At 35.5% G+C, this 24,032-nt stretch carries 23 protein-coding genes and 1 riboswitch; of the genes, 13 read left to right on the plus strand and 10 right to left on the minus strand.

Features of this window, described 5'->3' with window-relative positions; all coding sequences use genetic code 11:
- Positions 1 to 13: 13 nt before the first annotated feature.
- From F5ESL0225_RS07345 to F5ESL0225_RS07355, 3 genes are all read right to left on the minus strand, one after another.
- Positions 14 to 1,459 (minus strand): glycoside hydrolase family 1 protein, encoded by a 1,446-nt coding sequence (locus F5ESL0225_RS07345; RefSeq protein ID WP_158592408.1) that lies wholly within the window; start codon positions 1,457 to 1,459, stop codon positions 14 to 16.
- A 31-nt stretch (positions 1,460 to 1,490) separates the two neighbouring features.
- The gene (locus F5ESL0225_RS07350; protein WP_122022293.1) at positions 1,491 to 3,446 is read right to left on the minus strand and encodes a beta-glucoside-specific PTS transporter subunit IIABC; all 1,956 of its coding nucleotides are present in this window, start codon (positions 3,444 to 3,446) and stop codon (positions 1,491 to 1,493) included.
- Between the two features lie 140 nt (positions 3,447 to 3,586).
- Positions 3,587 to 4,459, minus strand: coding sequence for a PRD domain-containing protein (locus tag F5ESL0225_RS07355; RefSeq protein WP_090092606.1), 873 nt, complete (start codon positions 4,457 to 4,459; stop codon positions 3,587 to 3,589).
- 263 nt (positions 4,460 to 4,722) lie between these two features.
- Between F5ESL0225_RS07355 and F5ESL0225_RS07360 the strand changes: the two genes are divergently transcribed.
- Complete coding sequence (locus F5ESL0225_RS07360; RefSeq protein ID WP_122022294.1) at positions 4,723 to 5,667, plus strand: class A sortase; 945 nt, start codon at positions 4,723 to 4,725, stop codon at positions 5,665 to 5,667.
- A 55-nt stretch (positions 5,668 to 5,722) separates the two neighbouring features.
- Here the strand turns inward: F5ESL0225_RS07360 and F5ESL0225_RS07365 are convergent, their stop codons facing one another.
- Together F5ESL0225_RS07365 and glpK are read right to left on the minus strand one after the other, a co-directional pair.
- A complete protein-coding gene (locus tag F5ESL0225_RS07365) occupies positions 5,723 to 6,496 on the minus strand; it encodes a tyrosine-protein phosphatase (RefSeq protein ID WP_122048215.1) in 774 nt (257 codons plus the stop codon).
- A 15-nt stretch (positions 6,497 to 6,511) separates the two neighbouring features.
- Complete coding sequence (glpK, locus tag F5ESL0225_RS07370; protein ID WP_122048166.1) at positions 6,512 to 8,029, minus strand: glycerol kinase GlpK; 1,518 nt, start codon at positions 8,027 to 8,029, stop codon at positions 6,512 to 6,514.
- A 143-nt stretch (positions 8,030 to 8,172) separates the two neighbouring features.
- Here glpK and thiD (F5ESL0225_RS07375) point away from each other — a divergent pair, with 143 nt between their 5' ends.
- The 8 genes from thiD (F5ESL0225_RS07375) to F5ESL0225_RS07410 all read left to right on the plus strand — a co-directional run bounded on the left by thiD (F5ESL0225_RS07375) (position 8,173) and on the right by F5ESL0225_RS07410 (position 15,175).
- Positions 8,173 to 8,985, plus strand: coding sequence for a bifunctional hydroxymethylpyrimidine kinase/phosphomethylpyrimidine kinase (gene thiD / locus F5ESL0225_RS07375; RefSeq protein ID WP_369931604.1), 813 nt, complete (start codon positions 8,173 to 8,175; stop codon positions 8,983 to 8,985).
- 64 nt (positions 8,986 to 9,049) lie between these two features.
- Positions 9,050 to 9,721: a type 1 glutamine amidotransferase gene (locus tag F5ESL0225_RS07380; RefSeq protein WP_122022298.1), complete on the plus strand. Its 672-nt coding sequence runs from the start codon at positions 9,050 to 9,052 to the stop codon at positions 9,719 to 9,721.
- A gap of 102 nt (positions 9,722 to 9,823) precedes the next feature.
- On the plus strand, positions 9,824 to 10,798 hold the full coding sequence (locus F5ESL0225_RS07385; protein ID WP_122048167.1) for a LacI family DNA-binding transcriptional regulator: 975 nt from the start codon (positions 9,824 to 9,826) through the stop codon (positions 10,796 to 10,798).
- Between the two features lie 84 nt (positions 10,799 to 10,882).
- Positions 10,883 to 11,191 (plus strand): PTS sugar transporter subunit IIB, encoded by a 309-nt coding sequence (locus F5ESL0225_RS07390; RefSeq protein ID WP_122022300.1) that lies wholly within the window; start codon positions 10,883 to 10,885, stop codon positions 11,189 to 11,191.
- Positions 11,191 to 12,450: a PTS sugar transporter subunit IIC gene (locus F5ESL0225_RS07395; protein WP_122022301.1), complete on the plus strand. Its 1,260-nt coding sequence runs from the start codon at positions 11,191 to 11,193 to the stop codon at positions 12,448 to 12,450. Before F5ESL0225_RS07390 ends, F5ESL0225_RS07395 begins: the two co-directional genes overlap by 1 nt.
- Complete coding sequence (locus tag F5ESL0225_RS07400; RefSeq protein ID WP_122022302.1) at positions 12,450 to 13,544, plus strand: DUF871 domain-containing protein; 1,095 nt, start codon at positions 12,450 to 12,452, stop codon at positions 13,542 to 13,544. The genes F5ESL0225_RS07395 and F5ESL0225_RS07400 overlap by 1 nt, the downstream gene beginning before the upstream one ends.
- An 18-nt stretch (positions 13,545 to 13,562) precedes the next feature.
- A complete protein-coding gene (locus F5ESL0225_RS07405; RefSeq protein ID WP_122022303.1) occupies positions 13,563 to 13,895 on the plus strand; it encodes a PTS lactose/cellobiose transporter subunit IIA in 333 nt (110 codons plus the stop codon).
- A gap of 44 nt (positions 13,896 to 13,939) precedes the next feature.
- Positions 13,940 to 15,175, plus strand: a complete 1,236-nt coding sequence (locus F5ESL0225_RS07410; RefSeq protein ID WP_122048168.1) for an alpha-L-fucosidase — start codon at positions 13,940 to 13,942, stop codon at positions 15,173 to 15,175.
- 10 nt (positions 15,176 to 15,185) lie between these two features.
- On the opposite strand, the gene tenA is transcribed toward F5ESL0225_RS07410, so the two are convergent.
- Positions 15,186 to 15,845, minus strand: coding sequence for a thiaminase II (tenA, locus tag F5ESL0225_RS07415; RefSeq protein ID WP_122048169.1), 660 nt, complete (start codon positions 15,843 to 15,845; stop codon positions 15,186 to 15,188).
- A 91-nt stretch (positions 15,846 to 15,936) separates the two neighbouring features.
- Positions 15,937 to 16,040, plus strand: a riboswitch (TPP riboswitch).
- Positions 16,041 to 16,111: 71 nt separating this feature from the next.
- On the opposite strand from tenA, the gene thiM reads away from it, so the two are divergent.
- From thiM to thiE, 3 genes are read left to right on the plus strand one after another with little or no spacing between them, the layout of a single operon-like run.
- Positions 16,112 to 16,900: a hydroxyethylthiazole kinase gene (thiM, locus tag F5ESL0225_RS07420; RefSeq protein ID WP_122022306.1), complete on the plus strand. Its 789-nt coding sequence runs from the start codon at positions 16,112 to 16,114 to the stop codon at positions 16,898 to 16,900.
- Between the two features lie 13 nt (positions 16,901 to 16,913).
- Positions 16,914 to 17,723 carry a bifunctional hydroxymethylpyrimidine kinase/phosphomethylpyrimidine kinase gene (gene thiD / locus F5ESL0225_RS07425; RefSeq protein WP_122048170.1) on the plus strand — a complete coding sequence of 270 codons (810 nt, stop codon included), beginning with the start codon at positions 16,914 to 16,916 and terminating at the stop codon, positions 17,721 to 17,723.
- A gap of 5 nt (positions 17,724 to 17,728) precedes the next feature.
- A complete protein-coding gene (gene thiE / locus F5ESL0225_RS07430) occupies positions 17,729 to 18,391 on the plus strand; it encodes a thiamine phosphate synthase (RefSeq protein ID WP_122022394.1) in 663 nt (220 codons plus the stop codon).
- A gap of 182 nt (positions 18,392 to 18,573) precedes the next feature.
- Here the strand turns inward: thiE and F5ESL0225_RS07435 are convergent, their stop codons facing one another.
- The 4 genes from F5ESL0225_RS07435 to F5ESL0225_RS07450 all read right to left on the minus strand — a co-directional run bounded on the left by F5ESL0225_RS07435 (position 18,574) and on the right by F5ESL0225_RS07450 (position 22,823).
- On the minus strand, positions 18,574 to 19,329 hold the full coding sequence (locus F5ESL0225_RS07435; RefSeq protein WP_122022308.1) for a hypothetical protein: 756 nt from the start codon (positions 19,327 to 19,329) through the stop codon (positions 18,574 to 18,576).
- Positions 19,326 to 19,784 carry a LytTR family DNA-binding domain-containing protein gene (locus F5ESL0225_RS07440; protein ID WP_090092622.1) on the minus strand — a complete coding sequence of 153 codons (459 nt, stop codon included), beginning with the start codon at positions 19,782 to 19,784 and terminating at the stop codon, positions 19,326 to 19,328. The genes F5ESL0225_RS07435 and F5ESL0225_RS07440 overlap by 4 nt, the downstream gene beginning before the upstream one ends.
- A gap of 447 nt (positions 19,785 to 20,231) precedes the next feature.
- Positions 20,232 to 21,530: an adenylosuccinate lyase gene (gene purB / locus F5ESL0225_RS07445; RefSeq protein WP_122048171.1), complete on the minus strand. Its 1,299-nt coding sequence runs from the start codon at positions 21,528 to 21,530 to the stop codon at positions 20,232 to 20,234.
- A 3-nt stretch (positions 21,531 to 21,533) separates the two neighbouring features.
- Positions 21,534 to 22,823, minus strand: coding sequence for an adenylosuccinate synthase (locus F5ESL0225_RS07450; RefSeq protein WP_122048172.1), 1,290 nt, complete (start codon positions 22,821 to 22,823; stop codon positions 21,534 to 21,536).
- A 192-nt stretch (positions 22,824 to 23,015) separates the two neighbouring features.
- On the opposite strand from F5ESL0225_RS07450, the gene F5ESL0225_RS07455 reads away from it, so the two are divergent.
- Positions 23,016 to 24,008: a GMP reductase gene (locus tag F5ESL0225_RS07455; protein WP_122048173.1), complete on the plus strand. Its 993-nt coding sequence runs from the start codon at positions 23,016 to 23,018 to the stop codon at positions 24,006 to 24,008.
- Positions 24,009 to 24,032 lie beyond the last annotated feature (24 nt).

Raw genomic sequence — 24,032 nt, forward strand, 5'->3', positions numbered from 1 at the left:
TAAATTATAAATTTTAGCTTAAATCTGCTCCATTAGTGGAGATAACTTGCTTATACCAATCGAATGACTTCTTCTTGAAACGGTTAAACGTTCCTTGACCTTCATCATCCTCATCAACATAGATAAAGCCATAACGCTTGGACATTTCACCTGTTGAAGCACTGACTAAGTCAATACAGCCCCAAGGGGTATAACCCATTACATCAGCACCATCAGCAATTGCTGCAGAAATAGCTTCGATGTGTTCACGCAAATAATCAATGCGGTAATCATCAGCTACATAATGATTTTCATCAGGTTTATCGACTGCTCCTAAACCATTTTCCACAATAAATAATGGCTTTTCATAACGATCAGATAATTGGTTAAGCGCAATTCTTAAACCAGCTGGGTCAATCTGCCAACCCCAGTCGCTTGACTCTAAGAATGGATTCTTAACACCACCCATTAAGTTGCCGTTAGCCGTTTCTTGATTTTCATGTGTTACATCAACAACAGATGACATGTAGTAGCTAAAGCCAATATAATCAACTGGATATTTGGCTAATAATTCTAGTTCCTCGTCAGTGTAGTCAATATCAGATAATTGAACCCCTTGACGGGCTAGCAAACTCTTCGTATATGCTGGGTAATGGCCACGTACTTGCACATCAGCACAGAAGAAATTATTAGCTTGATTAGTTTGCAAAGTAGCCAATTGGTTCTTAGGATTTGAATCGTAGCTATAAGTTGTCGCATAAAGAATCATGCAACCTATTTTCATTTCTGGATCCAATTCATGACCAATTTTAACTGCTTTTGAGCTAGCAACAAATTGATTGTGCCAGGCTTGATAAACGTTCTTCTTATCTAAGGCACCATTACTTACAGTTAAGCCCTGACTCATGATTGGAAAATGAGCTGCACTGTTGATTTCATTAAAAGTCATCCAATATTTAACTTTATCCTGATAACGAGTTAAAACAGTTCGAGCAAAGTTTTCAAAGAAACCAATTAACTTCTTATTCTTCCAGCCACCATATTCTTTAATTAAATGTAGCGGCATTTCATAATGCGAAATAGTAATAACTGGTTCAATATGATTCTTTAAACATTCATCAATTACGGCATCATAAAACTTCAAACCTGCTTCGTTAGGTGTTTCTTCATCCCCATTAGGAAAAATTCGGGACCAGGCAATTGAAAAACGGTAGCACTTAAAGCCCATTTCACCAAACAATTCAATATCTTCTTTAAAATGATGGTAATGATCTATACCAATGTGGTTAGGATAGACTTGCTTTGCATCAATTGAAAAGTCAAAATCTGGTGAAGCGATTATCTTCATTCGATCCTTACCACCAGGTAAAACATCAGCTACGGATAGACCTTTACCGTCTTCTTGATAAGCACCTTCTAATTGGTTAGCTGCAGTAGCACCGCCCCATAAAAAGTCTTTAGGAAAATTATTTGTAGTCATCATATACTTCTTTTACTTCTTTCTTTACTAATTATTTCAAATCTAGTAGTTGATCGCCAAAGGTCACATTACCACTAGTTAGAACTGTAACATCTTGATAGCTATTTGAATTAGTAACAACAATTGGTGTTGTTACCGGATAGCCAGCCTTCTTAATTGCCGCCATATCAAATTCAATCAAAGGTTCACCTGCCTTAACAGCTTGATCCTTCTTAACTAATATTTTAAAACCTTTTCCATCTAATTCAACCGTATCCATTCCAATATGAATCATTACCTCAGCGCCTTTTGCTGATTTAAGACCAATTGCATGTCCGGTTGGGAACACCATTGCTACTTCACAATCAAATGGTGCACAAACTTTACCTTCCTTAGGCTCAATAGCGACTCCTTTACCCATTGAACCACTAGCAAAAACTTCATCCTTAACTTCATTTAACGGCACAATTGTACCTGCTAAAGGCGCAACTAAAGTTTCAGCTTGGTTCATCGCTGTAGCGCTAGTTTTGACAACTGGTTCAGTTTGAGCTGCTGAAGCTGCTAAATCAGTATTGTTTGCAGCTTGACCATCACTTGGAGCATCAACACTATTTTTTCCAAAGAGCATTTGTAATAAGAACCCTAAGACAGTTGCCACAGCCATAGCAATCATTAAGCCGTAAACTGTCCCATCAACACCATTTTTACCAATTGCACCTGGAATTGAGAAGATGCCCATTCCAGCCATGATATAGAGCTTTGTACCAAACATACCAATTAGTCCACCGCCAATACCAGAGGCAATACAACTGATAATAAATGGCTTTTTACGTGGAAGTGTTAGTCCATAAATAGCTGGTTCAGTTACCCCAAAAATACCAGATACAAAAGCTGGAATAGCGATACTACGAGTTTTTTCATTCTTAGTTTGGAAAATCATTGCTAAAACAACACCAGTTTGCGCAAATGAAGCTGCCAGCGATAGACCAACAATTGGATCAAAGCCCATAGCGGCAATGTTAGTCATCATCACCGCAACAAAGCCCCAGTGCACACCAAAGATTACAAAGACTTGCCAGAAAGCACCCATTAAAATACCAGCTAAAATTGGACTAAAGTTGTAAATAGCACTAATAACTGCAGCAATTGCATTACCTGCCCACGTAGCCACTGGTCCAATGACTAAAAAAGTAACCGGTACAGTAATCAAAAGAACAACAAATGGTACTAAGAAAGTTTTAACCACATCAGGAATAATCTTACGCGCAATTTTTTGTACTTTTGAAGCAAACCAAATTGCTAAAATTATTGGGATAACTGATGAAGTATAATTCATCGAAATAACAGGAATTCCAAGGAAAGTCATGTGGACTGGAGCTTGCAAAATTGTGCCCTTGAAAACCGTAAAGAGTGCTGTTTTACTACCAGCCATAGCTACGATAGTTGGGTAACACAAAGCAGCTCCTATTGTCGCTCCTAGATACTCATTAATCCCAAACTTTTTAGCTGCAGAAATACCTAAAATGATTGGCAAGAAGTAGAATAAACTGTCACCAATGGCATTCAAGATCATGTAAGTCCCAGAATTGGCTGTTACTAAGCCAAAAGACAAAAACATTGCATTGAAACCCTTAATCATTCCGGCTGCACAAAGTGGTCCTAAAATAGGGTTAAAGATACCAGAAATCAAATCAATAAAACGATCAGCGATGCTCATGTTACTGTTATCAACATAATCATCACTAACTGCACCGCCATCGCTAAAGCCACCGACTTTAATTAAAGTATCATAAACATCGGCAACATTATTACCAATAACTACCTGGTATTGCCCCCCAGATTTAACTAATGAAAGTACTCCATCAGTCGCTTTCATCTTTTCGTCATTTGCCTTTTTCTCATCTTTCAATTTGAAACGCAAACGTGTCGTACAATGCACCACGCTAGCGACATTATCTTTACCACCAACATTGGCGATAATTTCTCGACTTAATTCTTCGTAAGCCATCTGATCCTCCTAATAAAAACAACAAAATAAAAACCCGCAAACCTAAAGAAGACCCCTTGCATCATTGCAATAGACTTTTCTTTACGTTCTCGGGTTAATGCCTGTAAACAGTAACACACCGTACAAACTAATATTTAAAATTACTCTGATTCCTTAGCTTTACTGTCTCCTTGTCGATGCGTTACCCGCCAAACATGGAGTGTTAAATAAACTTCATCATCAGGTTGTAATTTCCAACCGGCCTGTTTAAGTAAATAAGTGCCAATTTTCAAAACTGTTTCGTATGACTTTTTGTACTTTACCTTCATCAATTCTAATAGAGACTGATCTAATTCACTACCATTATCTTCATCATTAATTTGATAAAGGTGACGCACCATAAACGAACGTAAATGGGTCATAAAGCGATTAAAATTGAAAGACTCCGTATCTAATTGCATACCATATTGATACTCAATTATTTCAACTACGCCACTAATTAGTTTAGTAATTTTGACAGTATCTTGGAGTCTCGTCTGCTTAGAACTGGCATTAATAAAGTGATAAGCAAGATAGGCTACTTCTGATTTAGGAAAAGAAGAGTTAGTTTTTTGTTCAATTAAAGCTAAAGCCTCTTTTGCAACAGTATATTCTTTAGGAAAAAGTTTCCTTATTTCCCAGCTGAGCGTATCCGGACCCAAAGTAAAGCCTTCGTCTGTCCTTTTAAGCATAAAATCAATGTGATCAGCTAAAACTAAATATTGGTAATCAGAAAATTTTACTTTTAATTTGATTGATACTAAATTGATAACATCAGTAGTTAGTGCCAAAGTCCGCGAATCGATATCTTTAACACTATCAATCATTTTAATGTTCTTTTCAACAGCAACAAAACGTCGCGTTATTTTTTGTTCATCAACAAAATCGCCCGGCTTTTTGCCAAAACCAATTCCATTACCAATTACTACCCAATCAACATCAAATTCATCTGACACTAAAGCAGCATTGTTGTTAAAATTTTTAATAAATTTCACTCAGCTTACTCCTACTTCAATAAAAAAACCTATGAGCAGCATGAAAAACTTGTTGTTCATAGGTTAATGCCTGATCGAATCAGTAACACACTTATTTACTTAAAAGATTATACATCATTGTTAAAGCGATTTCAACAATTATTTGTTATTTAAAGTTTGGATTTTTGGCATTACAATTACTTATAGTCTTGTAGTTTGTCAAAGTATCTATTTTAATATAAAGTACATGCAAAGAAATTTATTTTTTAAAAAAGGATAATTATATGACTAAAAAAAAGCAAAATTATTCAGCTAAAAATAAACTATGGGCCTCCATCCGCTTATTAGTTAGTGGGCTACTATTTTATTCAGGAGTTGCTCTAATCTTTTTTGGTTCTGGTTTAGGAAACTCATACTTGGTTCAATTAAATGCTGAACAGGCCAGTTCCAAGCTAACAGCTAAAAAAGCAGATCAAAATAAACAACATAAAACAACTTATGATGCTAGTAAGACTGAATCAATTACTACTAAGCGTTTACTTACTTCTAGACACAAAAAAGCATATGCCATTGGCCAAATTGCAATACCGGCCGTTAACATCCATACCCCTTTATTTGCAGGCTATGGTAGTCATAATCAAAATTTAGCTTATGGCGTAGTAACTTGTCTACCTGAGCGAATTATGGGGGGACAGAATAATTACGTTCTGGCTGGGCACTATATGGGAACTTATGGTGGAGCTGTTTTAGACAACTTACACCTCGCTAAAGCGGGCGACATAGTCTACGTGACCGACTTACATCATATTTATGCTTATCGTATTCAAAACATATCTTTTACTATTAAACCCACCCAAGTCGAAGTAGAAAATAATGTACAAAAAAAGCGACTACTTACCCTAATTACTTGTTCTGATTTCAATACTTCTAAATATGGTTATGGTGCTCACCGTACAGTGGCTCAAGGAGAACTAATCGGCAAAGCAAAGGCGACTAGCAAGAATCTATTGGCAGCAGAACTTACCGGAAAGCAGGAATCTAAGCAAACAAGAAAAATAACCCTAGTAACTGATAAAGGTCATAAAACAATTGCCCCTCAAAAACAAACTAGCTTAATTACACAGCCTAGTTTTTTTCAAAATACTAGGACATTAAGCACAATTATTATTTGCTTAACAATTCTGTTCTTATTAATCATAATTGCAGCGCTAAGCAAGATTTGGTTTTAATTGCAGTATACTTCACTAATTTATAATTAGAAGTTTTTTTATATTAAAACTAACTCTATACTAAATACATTTTTCGTAACTGCTGGTAATCCATGATACTAAAGCCTAATTCTTTTTTGAAAAAGGTAGCAAAGTCACCCCAGCCCTGACGAATGGTTTCGGTAATGCCTTTAATTGCAATTCCTTCCCCCTTAGTTACATTCATCTTAGCGACCATTTGGGAAATCTCATCATTACTGGGCAGCTGACGCGAAACCGCGAAATCGTAAAGCTGGTTAGTTAACAGATAATCGCGGGCAATTGTGTCATCCGCAATTCCCAAAGCCATTAACACTAAGACTGACACCATACCGGTTCGATCTTTACCAGCACTGCAATGATATACTAAGGCTTCCTCTTCGGGTAAGGTTAAAAGTTCAGCAAATACTTTAGCAAACATCGTCTGACTATGTGCATTAAGTAAAGTTTGCTGGTAAATTCGACCCATAAAATTGTTATTTAGACTGAGTAGTTGACCCAAAAACTGAGAATTATAATGTTCCTTTGATTTATCGGCCCCGACTTCAGCATATACAGGGATATCAATCAACTTGACATTTGCCCATAAAATATCTGGCGCAGCATTTTTTTCGTATTGCGAACGCAAATCACAATCAGTAGTAATCCGCAATTGGGCTAATTTTTTTTGATCACTTGCGCTTAAAAAGCTGAGCGAATCTGAGCGATAAATTTTATTCCATTTAACTGTTTGTCCATTTTCATTTTGATAGCCACCAATATCTCTAAAATTTAGTGGTCCATCTAATTTAATGATTCGTTTGTGTGCCAACTTACTCACTCTTTCCTACTTGTTCAATGCTTCTTCACCATGAGCAAAAACTTGCGTAGCTTTAACCGCCCTTTTCCATCCTTGATACAAGCGATTGCGTTCTTCCTCTACCATTTGACATTCAAAAGTTTTGCCCACAACAAATATATCTTTTAATTCATCAAGATCTTTCCAATATCCTACTGCCAGCCCTGCTAAAAAGGCTGCGCCTAAAGCAGTTGTTTCTAATGTTTGAGCACGTTCAATTTTAATTCCTAATAAATCAGCTTGAAATTGTAGAAGATAATCATTATTTGATGCGCCTCCATCTACACGTAAAGTTGGAATTTTGATTCCTGAATCTATCTGCATTGTATCAACTACATCACGGGTTTGATAGGCTAATGACTGCAGTGTGGCCTTAATAAAATCATTACGATTTGTTCCACGTGTAACCCCAAAAACTGCCCCACGGGCTGCCGAATCCCAATATGGAGCACCTAAGCCAGTAAATGCTGGCACAACATAAACTTCATTTTCAGATTTGGATAACTTAGCTGCTGTTTCAGATTCAGCTGCTGTTTTAACCATTTTCATTGAATCGCGCAACCATTGAATAGCACTCCCTGAAACGAAAATAGAGCCTTCAAGAGCATAGTTAATTTGACCATTAAGTCCATAAGCAATAGTCGTCAATAAATTATTATCCGATTCAGTCGGTTCTTCACCAGTATTCATTACAATGAATGAACCAGTTCCATAAGTGTTTTTTACCATTCCTTTTTTCAAAGCCAATTGACCAAAAAGAGCCGCCTGCTGGTCACCAGCAATACCACAAATTGGTACTTTGCCACCAAAAAAAGTATACGAATTAGTGTAACCATATATTTCAGAATTAGATTTAACCTCTGGCAACATTTTTTTAGGAATATTTAACAATTCAAGTATATCTTCATCCCATTTTAAATCATGGATATTAAATAACATTGTTCTGGAAGCATTCGTATAGTCGGTCACATGAACTGCACCGTCCGTTAATTTCCACAACAACCAACTGTCAATCGTCCCAAAAAGCAAGTCACCCTGTTCCGCTTTTTGCTGTGCACCTGCAACATTATCTAAAATCCAACGAATTTTGGTAGCACTAAAATACGGATCAATAATTAGACCGGTTTTTTTATGGATTAATTTGCTATACCCAGCATTTTTCAATTTTTCAGCCAACTTAGTTGTCTGACGAGATTGCCACACAATTGCATTATAAATTGGTTTACCAGTCTTTTTATCCCAAATTACCGTTGTTTCTCTTTGATTAGTAATGCCAATACCTTTAATCTGTTCTGGACGAATTCCTGAATTAATAATCGCATTAGCAATTGTAGTTTGAACTGCATGCCAGATTTCCTCTGCTTTGTGCTCAACCCAACCTGGTTGTGGAAAATATTGCGGAAATTCCTTTTGTGAAGAAGCAACTTTTCGACCTTGATGGTCAATAATCATTGCCCGCGTTGAGGTTGTTCCTTCATCAATTGCCATAATGTAATTTTTCGCCATAAATTGTCCTTTCTATAAGAAAGCGGTTCATCATAATTTTACTACCCCACCTTGCTTTTACAAGAAATAATTATAGCATTGTCCTTATTTTTTAAGTTATACTGTGAACATAAAACTTTTATTTAAAAGAGGATTACATAATAATGAAAAAAGAAATTATTACTCTGACAATTGCAGGGAATGATAGTGATGGTAGTGCTGGAATGACTGCAGATTTACATTCATTTTATGCCCGAAAAGTATATGGTATGGGGCTTTTAACTGCCGCTGTTGCTGGAAACACCACGGGAATCTACGCCCAAGAAGTAATGCCCATTTCATTTATTCAAAAGCAATTTGATGTTCTAAATGATGACTTTGCAATTTCAGCTCTTAAAACTGGAATGCTGGCTAATAAAGAAATTATTACTTGCGTTGCAGCTAACTTGCGTAAATATGATATGGGTAAGATTGTCATTGATCCTGTTATTATGACTAAACATGGCAATACCCTGCTTGACGATGACGCTTACCAAGCTTTCTTAGATGAACTACTACCACTTGCTGATATCATTACACCTAATTTTTATGAACAACAAAAATTAACAGGGCTTTCTTTGGATTCAAAAGAAGAAGTGCTGATGGGGGCAAAAATGTTACAAGCAATGGGAGCGAAGAATGTTTTAATGAAGGGGCGCCACGATAGTCCTTACCAAACCCAAGTAACCGATCTACTGCTGGCTGCTGACGGTCAGGTTTATGAATTTACTAAACCGTTTATTAATACTGAACGAATTAACGGCACAGGCGATACCCTATCAGCAGTTATTGCTGCTGAACTTGCCAAAAAAATGTCAATTATTGACAGTGTTAAAATTGCTAAAGATTTTACTTATGAAGCAATCGCTCATCCAATTGAAGTTGGCTCAAAATATGGTCCAATTAATCATTTCGCTGCCCAAGAAGATATTGAATAATTATCTTTTGCTCACGCTTTACCTTTAGGATATACTTTAACCAAAGAATAGAGGTAGAGATAAAATGGCAGATAAATCAATTAAAATTGCATACTTATACGAAGACCTAATGAATACCTATGGTGATTCTGGTGATGTCAAAATTATTCGCTATTTACTAAAAAAACAAAATTATACAACTCAAATAGATAATATTTCTTTAAACGATAACTTTGACGCTTTTGACTATGACTTTGTTTTTTTTGGTGGTGGCCAAGATTTTGAACAAACTGTAGTTGCCAAAGACTTACCACGTCATAAAGATACTTTAACCAACTATATCAATAGTGACGGCCCAATGTTAGGTGTTTGTGGGGGCTATCAATTAGTTGGTACTTATTACAAAACTAATTCTGGCATTACAATTAAAGGACTAGATATCTTACCCTTCCACACCGTTTTTAAGTCAGATAAGCGAATGATTGGTGATACTAGGTATCTGAGCGACTGGGGTGAAGTTAGTGCCTTTGAAAACCATTCAGGACAAACATATTTTGATGATAAAGAAAAACTGCATCCTTTAGGCAAAATGATTGAAGGTTATGGTAATAACCCCCAAGATAAAGTCGAAGGGCTACGTTATCATAACTTTATTGGTACTTATTCTCATGGACCATTATTAAAAAACCTTAATGTCGCCCAAGCAATTGTTGATATGATTTTGGCTCGGCATGAAAAACGACTTGCGGCTCAATAAGTTAAAATAAAGTTTAATTTTAAAAAATTCTGTATATTAAAATAATACCTGCATTTAAATATTCGGGTATTTTTATTATGTATCTCCAAAGAAGGATTTATAATGTCTACAATAAAAGATGTTGCAGCTTTAGCAGGAGTCTCAATTGGGTCTGTTTCAAATTACTTAAATGGCAAACAGCAGCGAGAGAGCACTTCTAAACGAATAAAGAAAGCAATGAAGCAATTAAATTATCATCAAAACATCATTGCTAGTGGCCTTAAAAAAAATAAAACAATGTCAATTGGTATTGTAATAAATCAGTTAACTGATTTTTTCTCAATGTCGATTGTTTCTGCAATCGAAACTTATGTTGAAAAATTTGGTTATAGTATTATTGTTTGTGACTATCATGATGATAAAGAACGTTTTGAGCAAAAAATAGATTTTCTACTCAACCGCTCTATTGATGCAATAATAGTTTTTCATCAAGACCACTCTACTCCCATGCTTCAAAAGGTTGTTGAAAATAATATTCCAATTGTTGCTATTGATGCTCCAATTCAAGGAATTAATTCCGATGTAGTTGTAGTTAATAATTATGATTCTTCTAAGACTGGCGTAAACTACCTGATTAACAAGGGTTATAAGAATATTGGTATCATTGCTGGATCACCCAAAAATTATATTTCACAAAAAAGGCAAAGAGGATACGAGAGTGCGTTAAAACAAAATGGTATAACAATTAAATCTGAATATATTTGGCAAGGAGATTATACAATTCAGTCAGGCTACGAAGGCTTTACTCAACTAATAAACACGGTTAACTTAGACGCAATATTTATTATTAATTACTATATGTCTTTAGGAGCTATGAAAGCTTATCTCAAAATTAAGAAGCAACCAAAAATTGAATTCCTAGTCTATGATCATTTTTTTGTTAATGACATCTTTTATCCAGATGTAAATTCAATCGAACAACCAGTTGAAAAAATAGGGGTAACAGCGGGTAAGTTATTAATAAACCGTCTAGAAAGCCTGACTACTAATAAGGACTATCAAATAGTTTATTGTAACAATTTTTTTAGACACACTTAGAAAGCGCTTGCTTTTATAGAAGCAAGCGCTTATAATTTGATTGTAATTTGAAACGATTCATTTTATTTAAAAGGAGGAAAAATTATGAATATTTTATTAGCTTGTGGTGGCGGAATGAGCTCATCACTTCTTGCAACTACTTTAACCAAAGAGGCAGCTAAACACAATCAAAAATGGAATGTTCAAGAAACTAGTATTGACAAAGTTACTGATAACTTAAATAGTACAGATTATCAATTTATACTACTGGCTCCACAAGTATCTTTTAAAAAGAAGGATTTTGAAGCAGAGGCAGAGCGCCATCATACCAAATTCATTCTAATTCCTATGACCATGTATAACCCTGCGAGAGTAGGTAAATTATATGATTTAATTGCTAAGGAGACAGAATAATGAATTTTGATTCTATTTCAGAAAAAATGGGAAGTATAGCAAATAATCGTTATTTGACTGCTATTAGAGACGGTATGTCCGTCATCATTCCTGTTTCAATCATTGGTTCATTTTTTACAATACTACTTAACTTACCTATTGATTCCTGGAAAACTTTCATTCAACCATATTCCTCAATTTTGTCAGTACCAATGTACTACTCAATTAATTTGATGGCTATTTATTGTGTTTTTTCTATTACAGCACATTTATCTAAATACTATAAAATTGATCCAATCTCTACTGGAGTACTGGCTGAAATGTCCTTTTTCATCCTAGCAATTCAACCTCTTGTTTTGGATAAGCCTAAGGGTGGAATAGCTCCAGGTACTTATGTATCAATTGCAAACATGGGCGCACAAGGGTTATTTACTGCTATACTTTGCGCAATTTTTACTGTTGAAATTGTCCGCTTTTTTAATGAAAAAAATTTAGTGATTACCATGCCAGATGGTGTACCAGCAGCTGTGGGAAAATCCTTTAGTGCACTATTCCCAGGCATTGTAATCATAGTTATTTCATTTGTTCTCAAAGAAATCTTTAAATTAGATATCAATGGCATTTTGACTTGGATCTTTTCCCCAATTGGCTATTTTGGTCGGGATACTTTCTTATCAGCCATTGTTCCGGTTCTTTTGATAACTTTAATTTGGCTTTTTGGTGTACACGGAATGGTTATCGCTACACCGATTCTTTATCCATATTGGTATGCGAACCTTAATGCTAACGTAACTGCAGTTGCTCATAACCAGGCGCCAGTACACTTTATGACTGAACAATTTTTCCAGTGGTTTGTCTGGGTTGGCGGAGCAGGGGCAACACTGTCATTAGCCATACTCTTACTTTTATTTGGTAAATCAAAATTTAGTAAAACAATGGGGGCAGTGACCATTGTTCCTTCAATTTTTAATATTAATGAGCCCCTAATATTTGGCATCCCTATTATTATGAATCCCTATTTTGCAATTCCATTTGTTTTAGCACCTACAGCAATGGCAGCTGTAACCTATGTAGCAATGAAACTTCACTTAGTTGCTTATACTACTGCAGTTGCACCATGGACTTTACCTGGACCAATCGGTGCATGGATGGCTACAGGATTTGACTGGCGGGCAATCGTTCTATGTATTATTAATATTTTAATTTCACTAGTCATCTATTATCCCTTCTTTAAAATGTTTGACAATAATCAATTAAAATTAGAACAAGGAGAAAATTAATGAAGGGAATCTCGGTTTACCCAAATAAAAGTAACGTTGATGATTGCATTCATTATATTGATCGCGCTGCTACTTTAGGATACAAGCGTATTTTTACTAGTCTACTAGAATTGACTGGTGATTGCAGTGAAATTCTAAATCGATTTAAAATAGTTTTATCTCATGCTAAAAAACAGAAAATGTGGGTTAGCTTAGATGTTAATCCAGGGCTATTCGACCAATTAAATGTCAGCTACAATGACCTTTCTTTTTTTAAAGAATTAGGTGCTGATATAGTTCGACTAGATTCAAACTTTGATGGCATGCCTGAATCAGTCATGACTTACAATCCCGAAAAGCTAACAATAGAAGTAAATATTAGTAATGACACAGGTAATTTAGCAAATATTATAAGTTATAGCCCTGTTAAAAAAAGAATTATTGGCTGTCATAATTTTTACCCACAACGTTATACCGGATTGGACACGAAATATTTCTTACATACAACTAAAAAATATCATGATTTAGGAATACGCACAGCTGCTTTTATTTCCTCACCAACAGCTGAAATTGGTCCTCATCCCTACAATGCTGGATTACCAACTTTGGAAATTCATAGAGACTTACCAATTGAACAACAGGCACAGTACTTAATTAATACTCAATTAATTGATGATATTATTATAGGTAATTCATTTGCAAGTGATGCTGAATTAGAAAAAATAGCAAAATTAGATTCAAATATTCCCCAATTTTTTATTAAATTTAGTTCAACAGCAACTGAATTGGAAAAAGAAATTGTGTTAAATAACCTACATTTTAATCGTGGGGATATTAACAGTTATGCCATACGTTCTACTTTTGTCAAACTAAAATATAACCAATATGATTTACCAATTAATAATCCAGTCGATAAGTTGCGGCGCGGTATGATTACGATTGGAAATAATGACTTTAAACAGTACAAAGGCGAATTAAATATTGTAAAACAAGAAATGAATAATCAGGATCATTTAAAAAATGTAGTTGCACATATATTAACTCGTGACTTACAATTTATCGACTTTATCAAACCATGGGATAAATTTAAATTTGTTGATATTGACAGTTATTAAAGAATCAGGAAGTAATTTATGGAAAATTTAGAAGAAATTAGTTTTGAAATTATTAGTCACTCGGGACAGGCAAAATCTAATATTATGGAAGCAATTACTAAATCGCGACATAGCGATGAAAATCCACAACCTTTATTAGATTTAGCTAAAAATGAGTTAAAACAGGCTCAAGAAGCTCACTTTAAAGTTTTATCGTCTTTTGCTAAAACAGGTGAAAACAAAATAGATCCTTTATACATGCATGCAGAAGACCAAATGATTACGGCTGAAAGTTTCCTTGATTTTGCAACAGAATTAATTAAAACCAATTTAGAATTAATCAAACTAAAACAGGAACTTGTAAATAAGTAAACTATCCTGTAGTTTAATAATTTAAGTTGACTAAAGGAAAAATAATGCATATAGAAACCAAAATTAAAAATTTTGAAAAAATGGGAATTGGGTTATTTATTCATTGGGGACTATATTCGAAATTCTCTCAAGGTGAATGGTCTCAAAATATCCTAAAAATCAAAAATTATCAATCTGCATTTCAAGAATTTAAACCAATTGAAAAAAATATTACAGATTTAGTTAAATTAGCAAAAAAAGCTGGTTTTAAATATATTGTACTGACAGCTAAACATCATGATGGTTTCTACTTATTCGATACAAAAGGTATTAATTCTTTTGATTGTGTCCACACCCCATTTAAAAAAGATATTATTAAAATTTTTACTGATGAATGCCATAAACAAGGTATAGCACCATTTATTTATTACGCTACATATGACTGGAATAATACTAAATATCATGAAAACTTCAGTGAGTATTTAATAGAATTACGTAAATTAATCAGGCTGATTTGTACTAACTATGGACAAATCGGTGGTTTCTGGTTTGATGGTAATTGGAATAAACCACAAGCAAATTGGCAAGAAGAAACATTATATCAAGAAATCAGAAAATTACAGCCACAGGCAATTATTATCAATAATACCGGACTAGAAAAGCAAGGGCAAAGTGAAGGGAAAAAAGTTGATGTCATAACTTTTGAACGCGGTAATCCAAAAATAGTTCACCATGTTCAAGATAATCGTTATTTAGCGGCAGAAACATCATTAACTCTAAATAAACACTGGGGAAATGCTAAAAATGATCTCAACTATATCTCAGCTAAGCAATTAATTGAACAAATATGCCATACACGCAAAGTTGGCGCAAATTTATTAATTAATGTTGGACCAGAATTTGATGGTTCATTGAATGTTCATTGCCAATCATTACTTGAAATTGTAAGTCATTGGATGAAAATAAATCACGAAGCAATTTACGGTACTGCTAATTATGAATACCCAACATATCCTTCAACATCAAACATTCATGATTTTATCAAAGGTCGTTATCTCTTCGTTGATAATCTTGGTAATATTGGTAATAGTAATGTTATTTTAGGCGGTGAAAAAGCTCGTCAACTTGTTTTTAATAATTGGCCAAATAATCAAAAAATTAGTCATATTGTTTGGTTAGATAATAATAAAAAATTAAGCTTTAAACAAAACTATACTCAAAAATCACTAGAGATTTCAGCTGATGGATTTGAATATGGAACTAATTTAATTGAACGAGTTGCCAAAATTTATTATAAATAATGCACATATTTTATTTCCACTGCTCTTTTGCGTAAGCCATTTGCCAAAACTGTAATTCGTAGTAGCTACTGCGAATAAAAGCTGTTTGCATCATTTGACGATCAGTTGCGGTGGCTTGACTAGCCAAAATATTTATTAATTGCAAAATATGTGTCACATTGACCTTATACCAGTCACTATCATAAGTATCTATCCATGTTTGATAGAGTGCTACGGGTGAGCCAACTTCAGCTAATTTTTGCCCAATTTCTTGATACAACCAATAACAAGGAACAATTGCAGCGATTGCTGGGGCAAAGCCATCACGTTCGAGTGTCAGATACATATGATTGACATAATTATACGCCGTAGGCGCAACCGCTGTTTGTCTAATTTCCATTGGAGTAATTTTTAATTCCGTAAAAAAATCACTGCGGACAGACCATTCGCAAGCCTTAAGATCTGCTTCACTCTGCAATAAAAATTGTTTGATTTGCGGATTACCTGCTTGTTCAGCTAATAGATGATGGAACTTACTAAATTCAACTAAATAATATCGATCCTGCAGTAAATAAAACCGAAATTTTGTTAACGGTAGTTGGCCACTTTGTAATTCTGTAATGAAAGGATGCACCAGACTTTTTTGCCATATATTTTGTACTACTTGATGCAATTGCTGCGTGAAACTCATTAATTTGCCTCTTTTCTACTTTATTAATTTTATTCTTATTTTATGCCTATTTTTAATTGTATTAAACAGAAAAAATCATTATAATAGAAAGCGATAACACGAGGGGAGCCCCCATCGCGGCTGAGATGGAACTACGTTCTAGACCCTTTGAACCTGTAAGCTAATTCTTGCGTAGGAACGTGTCAATAACCGTTAAGCTTTGACACATGATAGTGTCAAAGCTTTTTATTTACGCAAGTAGGCTAGTGCAATTGTTGGAGGTTGAAATGAAGTTAAATATTCTCAATGAATTACGAGAAAAAAATCCGGTTGTTTTAAATGCTGCTAATTTTGTCACCGTTCAAGATGTTGCTAATAGTTTAAATGCTATTGGTGCTTCACCAATTATGAGTAAGGAAATTGCCGAAGCCGAAGAAATGGTTAAGATGGCTTCAAGCGTTACCCTTAATCTCGGCACCTTAACCCAGTTGCAAATTGCCCAAATGAAAAAAATAGGCGCTTTAGCTACCCAAGATAAAAAGCCTATCGTATTTGACCCTGTCGCTGTAGGAGCGGTTAATTATCGTCTGCAAACAGCGCAGGACCTCCTCCACAGATTTCCAGTTAGCATAATCCGTGGTAATGCTGGCGAAATTGCAGCTTTAGGGGGTTTTGAATGGAATGCCCGAGGAATTGATGCCGGTTCGGGTTCAGGTAATCTTGACCAAATCACCCAAAAAACGGCTCAAAAATTGGACTGTGTTGTTATTGCTAGTGGTGCAACAGACACAATCAGCAATGGCAAGAAGATTGCACATGTTTACAACGGCACCCCGCTATTTCAAGCCCATGTTGGCTCAGGTGATGTACTATCTAGTATTGTGGCAGCTTTTGCATCAGTTGGGGCTGATCCATTTGAAGCAGCTCAAACTGCCACCTTGGTATTTGCAGCTACTGGCGAATTACTAGCTAAAGACCATCCAAAAATTGGCCCTGGCACGTTCGGTATGCATCTGATAGACTACTTGGCTAAAGTTCAAGTTGCCGATATTGAAAAAATAGCAAAATTTGACTAAAGGACGGCTTTTTATGACTGAAAAAATTAATTCTTTCCCCCAAGTATTAACAATCGCTGGAACCGATTCTGGTGGTGGTGCTGGTATTATGGCCGATCTTAAGACTTTTCAAATGCAAAAAGTTTTTGGTACAGCAGTGGTGGTAGCTGTTACCGCACAAAATACCCTTGGTGTACAAGACTCTTTTTTAATACCATTAGAACTAATTGACGCACAATTTACTTCACTTGCCGCTGATTTTAAGATCCGTGCCTGCAAAACAGGAATGCTTGGCGATGCAGCTCACGTGCATCAAGTTGCTCTTAACCTAAAAAAGTATGATTTTGGTCCCATTACAATTGATCCCGTAATGGTAGCTAAAGGCGGTGCACCCCTGCTAAGTAAGGATGCTGTTAAAACTGTCAAAGAGGAACTTTTACCACTTGCAGATTTAGTAACACCCAACTTGCCCGAAGCTGAAGTACTGACGGGAATTAAGGCAAGCAGCGAAAAACAGTATCCCGCATTAGCTCATGCCTTACAAGAGATGGGTGTGAAAAATATTCTAATCAAAGGTGGTCATGCTGAAAATGAACTAGTACGCGACTATGCCCTCTTAGCCGATGGTACCGATTTTTGGATTAGCAGTCCACGTATCCACACCAAAAGAACTCATGGCACCGGTGACACTTTAGCTGCAACAATTACAGCTCAGCTCGCTCACGGTCAAACTTTAAGTGCTGCAATTAAACTTGGTAAACAATACGTAGCCAAAGCTATCGCAGAAACCATCCAAGTTGGCCATGGTCACGGACCACTTAATCATTGGGTAAAAATAAACTAGGAGAAATTATGCAAAAATTTGATTCCACACAGTTAACCGCATATTTTGTCTGTGGAACACAAGACCTGCCCGCAAACAAAAGTCTACCAGAATTAGTAGAAGAAGCTCTCAAAGCTGGCATTACTGCTTATCAATTCCGTGATAAGGGTCCTAAATCAACTTTGAAACAAAGTGACCGCTTATCAATGGCTGAAGAACTACATCAGCTTTGTCAAAAATATGATGTGCCATTTTTTATCGATGACGATGTTGCTTTAGCCAAAAAAGTTCACGCTGAAGGAATCCATGTTGGTCAAGATGATGAAGATATTGCCCAGGTAATAAATGAAGTAGCCGGCCAGATGATTGTGGGCTACTCGTGTTCTACTATGACAGAAATTGCCAAAGGCGACCTTATTGCTGGCATTGATTATTATGGCAGTGGTCCAATTTTTACCACACAATCAAAAGACGATGCTGATCCAGAAATAGGTCTTACTGGTTTAGCTAAACTAGTCAAGCGCACTCGTAGACCAATCGTTGCAATTGGTGGCATTAAGGTTACAGATTTACCAGCAATTGCCCAAACTAATGTAGCTGGCGCAGCGGTCATTTCAATGATTTCCCAAAGTAAAGATATTAAAAAAACGGTTGCAGCAATGCTTACCACCAATTGGCAGCGACAATAAGAACAGTTAGCTTCTTCCTCGTTATTTAAAGTCTTAGCTAACTTCAAAAAAGGCAGTACTATCTTCAGTACTGTCTTTTTTACTTCTTTAAATATACTTCATAAGAGTAGTCTTTACTTTGCTTCAAATTTTTTCAATACTAGGAGGTTTTTAATACGGCTAGGTGCATTGTTACGGCTCTTTTAAATATAATTAATCGAAATTGAGACAAATCTACTTGATCCTCGCAGAATTACCGTTGGACCATTGCCTTTTGCTGTACCATTAATTTCTACTTCACCCAAAATAGTAGCTAAATTGTCCTTAAGTTGCCATGACAATGGCAAGTAGATTGCAACCTCACTCATTAAAGCATTGACATTAATTATCACCGTATCGCCAGCCGGTTTAGCAGAATCTAGATAAACACTAGTTGTACCCATTGTTGAATTAATAGTGACCGTTTCTAAGTTTTGTGAATGAACGTAGCGCGAAATTTCCGATAATTTTTGGTTAATCACGATATGACGTTCATCATTTTCACTGTTGTCATCACCAAAATCACTTTTGGTAGAGGTGAATTCGCCCTCCGTCCAACCTCTGCTTTGACGCTTATTGAAAAAATAAGATGTGTGATAGTGATGCCAGCTTTTTGCAAAAATCAAATGTAATCCCGCATACACTAAACAAGTTGCTAAAAGTAACGTCCACGGAACAATACTAGTGATGTGTAGTGGTTCAGCATAAACAATCAATAAAAAGGCGACTGAAAATACTGTACCAAACAAATTATGATTAACGAGGCTATTGATTAAGCTTACTGCAAAAATTACTGTCCAAAAAATAGTGGCCAAGCCTAAATGAAAAGATAAAAGCTGTAATTGATTAAGAATTAAGAAAACGGCTGCTGCCACTAAACCAATGCCCCACAAAATTTCTTTAATCTTTTGTTTTCTCATGATAAGGACCTTCTCTCATTTAATTTATCACTCAAATTATGATAATAACGGCGCGAAACGTAAACAACTTTGTAAGAATCTCGAAAATGTACTTGGCAATTAGAAATTGATCTAGTCAATGCATAAACCTGTTTTAAATTTAAAATAGTCGATTTAGAAACACGCATAAACTGCCAGCTAAGCAATTTCTCTAATTCATATAATTTATAATTAACGCTAAAAGAATTACCTTTTGTATGCGCAACTACTTGACGACCTTCCGTTTCCAAAAAGAGAATATCATCTAAATTTAAATAGTATGTCAGCTCATTTTTGTAACATTCTAGTTGATTGGGTCGTTCGCTTAGTTCTTGCAGTTGCCGATAGATTTCTTCTACTTCGGCTGTTAATTCTGGTGCCTGAATAGTAACCATTGTTTCAGCAGTATCCGCATTCAAATCAATTTTAACTTTCAAAACTCTCACCTGCCTCTCAATTGGTAATTTTAATTAAACCCTAATTTAAACGTAAAAGCCAGCAACATGGTGCAAGTGGTTCCTTTATCTAAGTAAGCGGTCAATTTTAATAAGTAAATATCATAGTTAGAATTTTTTCACAAGTAATTGAAAAGATCCTGCTAAGAAAGATAACCAGCTAATAATTAACCATTTTGTTTTTTAAAAAATCGTTCTAATTCTTTGCCATACTCAGGCATACCTAATAAAGAAAAATTCTCAATTGCTATTTTAATTGGAAATTTTTGACACGTTGCACTTATTTTTTCCTAAAATTAATGAAATAATAAATACTTATACAAAAATGGATTCCTAAATTTAATAATTTAGGAATCCATTTAATATTTTTAGTTATCGTCTAATAGCTACAGCAAATAAACTAAGTTAAGGTACTTGTTTAGTTAATTACTATTTATCCAGTCCCAGCTTTTGAAAAATTTCATCGACATGACGTAAATGATAATGATAATCAAACGCATCGTTCACGTCTTCTTGTGAAAGATAATTCATAATTTGACTATCTTCAACTAGCTTTTTAAATGAAAGACCTTTATCCCAAGACTTAGCCGTCAATCTTTGCACCATGTCATAAGCTGTTTCACGTGATAATCCTGCTTCATCAATTAATTTAAGTAATAATCTTTGAGAATATATCAAGCCATAAGTTTTATCCATATTCTGACGCATAGTGTTGGGAAAAACATCCAGGTTAGTTAAGATACGATTGAATCTAGTTAGCATATAGTCAATGCCACTTGTTGCATCAGGTAAAATAATTCGCTCAGCACTAGAATGGGAGATATCACGTTCATGCCAAAGAGCAACATCTTCGTAAGCAGTAAGCATTTGCCCTCTTAAAACTCGAGCCATCCCACATAGATTTTCTGAACCAATCGGATTACGTTTATGTGGCATTGCCGAAGACCCCTTTTGACCAGCACGAAAATGTTCTTCAACTTCATGAATTTCTGATCTTTGTAAACCGCGTATTTCCGTGGCCCAATTTTCAATACTAGTTGCAATCAAGGCCAACGTTGCAATATATTCTGCATGTAAGTCACGTGGTAAAATTTGGCTTGTAATTGGTTGCTGCGTCAAATCTAACTGTTTTAAAACACTGGTCTCAACCGCAGGTAAAACATTAGCAAAAGTACCAACTGCACCAGAAATTTTCCCCGATTCAACGCCATGGGCAGCATGTTCAAAACGTTCAATATCTCGGTTAATTTCAGCATACCACCGTGCTAATTTTAAACCAAAAGTTGTCGGCTCAGCCTGAACCCCGTGAGTCCGTCCCATTTCAACTGTATTTTTATATTTAATAGCTTTTTGGGCAATTGTTTGCCGTAACAGTAGTAAATCTTGCCGGATCAATTCATCAGCTTGTTTTAAAAGGTAACCTTGAGCCGTATCTACTACATCAGTAGAGGTCAGCCCATAATGGACCCACTTTTTTTCTGGTCCAAGACTCTCGGAAACTGCCCGCGTAAAGGCAACCACATCATGATGAGTAACTTGTTCCAATTCATGCACTCGTTCAACAGTAAAATTAGCATTTTGAGCAATTTTAGTTGCCTCATTTTTAGGTATCGTACCAACTTCACTCCATGCATTAGTAGCAGCAATTTCTACCTTTAACCAGGCTGCATACTTGTTTTTAGTTGACCAAATTTTACCCATTTCTGGGCGTGTATAACGTTCTAACATAATTTATTTTTCCCAAGGATTTTGTAAAACAATAGTTTGTTCCCGCTCTGGTCCGACCGAGACTGTTACTAAAGGAACCCCCACCACTTCTGTTATCCGTTGCAAAAATTTTTGGGCATTTTCTGGCAAATCTTGCCAAGTTTTGACGTTGGTAATATCTTCTTGCCATGCTGGTAGCTCTTCATAAACTGGCTTGCAGCGCGCCAGTTCTTTTAAGCTTGCTGGATAATAGTCAATTTGCTTGCCGTCCAATTCATATGCAATAGCAATCTTAACTTTATCAAAGTCACTAAAAATATCTAATAAGTTCAAACTTAAGGCATTAATGCCCGCAACTCGCTTTGCATGACGCAAGGCAACTGCATCAAACCAGCCAATACGGCGTGGTCGACCAGTAACTGTACCATATTCATGCGCCGTTTCGCGAATGCGATCACCAGTCTGGTCAAATAATTCGGTAGGAAATGGACCGGCTCCGACTCTTGTAGTGTAAGCCTTACATACACCAATTACGGTATCTAAACGATTAGCACCAACACCAATGCCACTAGTTAAACCACCTGAAATTGTATTTGAAGATGTTACAAAAGGATAGGTCCCTTCATCAAGATCAAGCATAATTCCTTGTGCTCCTTCAAAAAGGACTTTTTCATTTTGATCAAGTGCTTGATTGACTAAAACTGAGGTGTCAGTTACATATTTTTTAATTTTTTGTCCATATTCATAATAAGTAGCAAAAATATCATCAAAGTTAAGTTCTGGCTTGTGATAAATTTGCGTAAATAAGGCGTTCTTTTCCTTTAAATTAGCACTTAATTTTGTGGCAAAAGTAGCTTTTTCAAGTAAATCACAGACGCGAATTCCAATTCTAGAAGCCTTATCCATATAGGCTGGACCAATTCCATTTTTAGTTGTACCAATTTTATTGGCTCCTTTTGATTCTTCTTGGTATTCATCTTGCTTAATATGATAGGGCATAATGACATGTGCACGGTTAGAAATTCGCAGTTTACCAGTATCAATGCCATTTTCAGTTAAATTTTCTAATTCTGCTAATAAAACTTCTGGATTAATAACTACCCCATTACCAATAATGGCTCCTTTATCTGCTGCAAAAATTCCGGACGGGAGTAAACGCATTTTAAAAGACTTATCATTAATTTCGATTGTATGCCCTGCATTATTGCCACCATTGGAACGAACTGCATATGAAGCTTCTTTACTTAGAAAATCCGTAATTTTCCCTTTTCCTTCATCGCCCCATTGACTACCAACTACTGCAATTGCTGTCATTTTTATCCACCTCATACAAAAATATACCAATATAACATGAATAGTTTAGCAATTTACTTTATGATAGTCAAATATAAACACGAATTATTATAGATTGTTAATTATAAATAGTTCGATTTTTAATTGACAAAATTAAATAAATTTATTATAGTTGCTTTGGTTAATAGATATTTATTTAGGAGCATATTTTTTATGAGTAATTATTTTGGCATGGAAGCCTTTGATTATGATGATATTCAGTTAGTACCAAATAAAGGAATCATCAAAAGTCGTCACGATGCTGATACTAGTGTTAAATTTGGAAACCGAACATTTAAAATACCAGTGGTTCCAGCAAATATGGAAAGTGTGATTAATGAAGATTTAGCAATCTGGCTCGCTAAAAATAACTACTATTATGTAATGCATCGCTTTCAACCAGAAAAGCGGCTTAGCTTTATTGAAATGATGCATCACATGGGCTTATTTGCATCTATTTCCGTGGGTATCAAAAAAGAAGAATATTCTTTTATTGATCAATTAGCTGAAAAAGATATTATCCCTGAATACATTACTATCGATGTCGCACATGGACATTCTAATTTTGTAATTGAAATGATTAAGTACATTAAAGCCAAATTACCAGATACCTTTTTGACTGCTGGTAATATTGCCACGCCTGAAGCTGTACGTGAACTAGAAAATGCTGGTGCTGATGCCACCAAAGTTGGCGTTGGACCTGGTCGAGCCTGTATCACCAAACTAAAGACTGGATTTGGAACTGGCGGTTGGCAACTAGCAGCGCTTAGAATGTGTAGTAAAGTTGCCAGCAAGCCAATCATTGCTGACGGCGGTATTCGTTATAATGGTGATATTGCCAAATCAATCCGCTTTGGCGCAACAATGGTCATGATTGGTTCAATGCTTGCTGGTCATGAAGAATCACCGGGCAATGTTATTAAAATTAATGGTAAAACATACAAACAATATTGGGGATCAGCTTCTGAAGTTCAAAAGGGCGCTTATCGTAACGTTGAAGGTAAGCAAATGCTAGTTCCGTTTCGCGAATCAATTACTAATACCTTGAAGGAAATGCAAGAAGATTTACAGTCCGCGATTTCTTATGCAGGTGGCAACAATCTTAATTCCATTAGATTAGTCGATTACGTTATTGTAAAAAATACAATTTTAAATGGCGATAAATAACTCTCAAAATATTTTTTTGATAAA

Source organism: Lactobacillus sp. ESL0225, assembly GCF_003692905.1.
In the GTDB taxonomy this organism is placed as follows: domain Bacteria; phylum Bacillota; class Bacilli; order Lactobacillales; family Lactobacillaceae; genus Lactobacillus; species Lactobacillus bombicola.